This window comes from Butyricicoccus sp. (genome assembly GCF_050872565.1).
In the GTDB taxonomy this organism is placed as follows: Bacteria; Bacillota; Clostridia; order Oscillospirales; family Butyricicoccaceae; genus Butyricicoccus_A.
On the sequence record NZ_JBNMHC010000286.1, the window covers coordinates 1 to 2971 of the forward strand.

Here is a 2971-nt window from a genome sequence, read left to right on the forward strand (position 1 = left end):
AAAGGCAGCGACAACGCCCTTGTTCTTGGAAACGCCGCCCTGAAAGACAACCGGGCTGGCAATTTTCTTGCCCTTGCCGACATTGTTCATATAGTTTGCAGCAACGGCATTACAAACGCCTGCAATAATATCTTCGCGCGGATGACCCATCTGAATTTTATGTACCAGATCACTCTCTGCGAATACCGTGCAGCGAGCAGCAATCTGTGTCGGGTGCTTGGACTTCAGAGCGTAATCGCCAACGTCCTCTACTTCAATGCCCAAACGCTTTGCCTGGCTGGACAAAAAGGCACCTGTACCGGCAGCACACAGCGTATTCATCGCATAGTCCACAGCTACACCGTTTTCTACCAAGATAATCTTCGAGTCCTGACCGCCGATCTCCAGAATGGTGCGTACTTCTGGGTAAAATGTCGTTGTGCCGACAGCATGTGCGGTAATCTCATTCTTTACCATCGTTGCACCGACGATAACACCGACCAGCTTACGAGCACTGCCCGTTGTGCCGGTTGCCACGACCTTATATTGCTCTTTGTCGAACTGCTTTTCCAGCAGGGCAACCAGTTTCTTTACCGCGCCAATCGGATCACCTTGCGTCCAAATATACTCACTTGCCAGAATGTTGTTCTGCTTGTCTATAATGACACCTTTGGTGGAAATGGAACCGACGTCGATTCCAAGATATGCATGTTGACGTCCCATCCGTTAAAATACATCCTTTCTCATTGCAATCATATCGTAAAATGCTTCCAGTCTTGTCATCAGACCTGCTTCGCCGGTCTGTACGTCATACGTCAAATACAGAACCGGAATCTTTTCCTCTGCACCGATGGTCTGCAAGACCGGCATAATATCAATTTCCGGTGTGCATCCCGCTGACTTGACATGGATAATGCCGTCAAATCCGCGGCGGGCATATTCTCTTGCCGCCCAGATATTTGCCGTAGAAGTCGGTCCCATCTCATAGGTACACAGATCTTTGATCTTGGCATTCATGTTTTTCTCACCCGGATAATGTACCATACGATTGGTTACATTCATCCAGCGATGCACCTCTACGCCCATGTCCGCCATGGTCTGTTCCAAATCCAGATTAGAGAAAGCATCCATAACGGTAAAGAATTCACCGACAATGCCGACACGCAGCGGTTCTGCCGGTTTTTCCAGCGGTGTATCTCGGAATACTTTCTTCACCTCTCGGTAAATACGGTCAATATCCTGCCGCGACTCTACCGATTCGCTTTCCTCTAAAAACTGCTTGTATGCCTTTTTATACGCACCGGACGGGTCAAAGCCGCAATTCTGGTAATACTCGTCCGTCACTTCGTCCACATATTCCAGCAGCTTAAGTGCATCCATGGCACCGGGGATAATACGCGTATACTTTACCTTTGGGTTAATGCGCTTGAGTACTTTGAGCATATCCTTTTTCTTGCCCGTGCTGTACTCAGACAAATTGATAAACTCAAATTCATAGCCAAGATCACGGAGAATCTGCTCCTGTAATTCGCCATAATATCCCAGACGGCACAAGCCATGCGACATCATCAGTGTATCTGCGCCCAAATCCAGCGCTTCAATCATACATCCCAACGTGCTTTTGAATGGTGTACAGACCGTATCCGGGCTGTATCGCGCACCGACTTCCAGCGTATGCCGTGTCATTTTCGGCGGCATGATATACTTCTGTCCCATACAGACTTCAATAAAATAGCGGATAACACCGCTGTAATTGGCAATGCGCGGGAACATGATTTTTTTCTGGTTCGATGGAATTTCTACCGGTGTCATAGTGTTCCCTCCTTAAAGTGAATGATGTCTACAAAGCTCTCCAGACGTGTCTCCACACCGGCGGTGCCGCTCTGTGCATCCAAGGTCAAGTTGAGAATCGGAACGCCCTTCATGCGGCGCTGAATCATCTCGTTAATCATGGAATCCGGACCGCACGGGAAGGCACTGAGCAAAATGATGCCGTCTACCTTGTTTTTATTCGCCATCAGGTTGCCGACAATTTCTCGGCTCATCTCCCATTTGATGGTCGGCGAAAGCGTTGTGCTTCGCTTAGAAGCCGCTTCACGGTCGGTAATGTCTGCGCGAATCGGGGTAACATCCAGCTTGCGCAAAACATCCATGACCGGCTTTCCCAAGAACGGATCTTCAATGACATAGCTGTGACCCGCAACAAGAATCTTCGTATTGGGCGATTTATACAGTGCTTCCTGCTCTGTCAGCAGTTTTTTCCATGTTCTCTGCTCGACAGCCTTTGCGGTCGCATAGGCTTTTTTGATCGTCTTTTTGTCAAAACCAAGCTGATTTCCCATGCCATAAAAAGCGGATTTTTCATCCTGTTTTTGCAAAACATCCAGATTATATGTCAGAAATTTCTGCGGAACATCGCGGAATACATTTTTGACAATATCCGGCATTGCTTCAAATCGCACGCACATCATGTGCTTGTGTCCAAAATTGCTGACGCGCGGCACAAGAATATAATCGCACTTGCCGACCAGTGCTTTGACATGTCCCAGATAAATTTTTTCGGACAGACAGGCTTCATCCACACACAGTGCGGTGCCCTGATCCAAAATTTCTTTATCTGTCGGACGACTGGTCACGACTTCTGCGCCCAGCTGCTGAAAAAACACCGTCCACAGCATCGAGTACCGATGGTACAGCATGGCGCGGGGCAGACCAATTTTTAAATTACTCATGTATTTGTCTTCCACCAATCTTTTGAATTTTTACACAGATTCCATTATATGCACATCAAAACGGCTTGTCAACTTCTCTTCTGTTAGAAGGAAATCTTGTGCATTTCTTGGAAATAAATACCAAAAGTGTCTCTGAATGCTCTCAGAGACACTTTTTACTCCCTTGTTTAGTTAAATCCGTATACTTTTCGAGAAATCCGATATGCCAGCTTGCCTAAGAATCGTCCCGGTCTGCCCGGCAGATTCATATATCTGCTGAT

At 47.4% G+C, this 2971-nt stretch carries 3 protein-coding genes; all 3 read right to left on the reverse strand.

Features of this window, described 5'->3' with window-relative positions:
- Positions 1-702: acyl-CoA dehydratase activase (locus ACR0P9_RS10135; RefSeq protein ID WP_432619791.1), on the reverse strand; the 702-nt coding region annotated here is incomplete at its 3' end.
- A gap of 3 nt (positions 703-705) precedes the next feature.
- Positions 706-1791: a hypothetical protein gene (locus ACR0P9_RS10140; protein WP_432619793.1), complete on the reverse strand. Its 1086-nt coding sequence runs from the start codon at positions 1789-1791 to the stop codon at positions 706-708.
- Complete coding sequence (locus ACR0P9_RS10145; RefSeq protein WP_432619795.1) at positions 1788-2711, reverse strand: acyl-CoA dehydratase activase-related protein; 924 nt, start codon at positions 2709-2711, stop codon at positions 1788-1790. Before ACR0P9_RS10145 ends, ACR0P9_RS10140 begins: the two co-directional genes overlap by 4 nt.
- Positions 2712-2971: the final 260 nt, after the last annotated feature.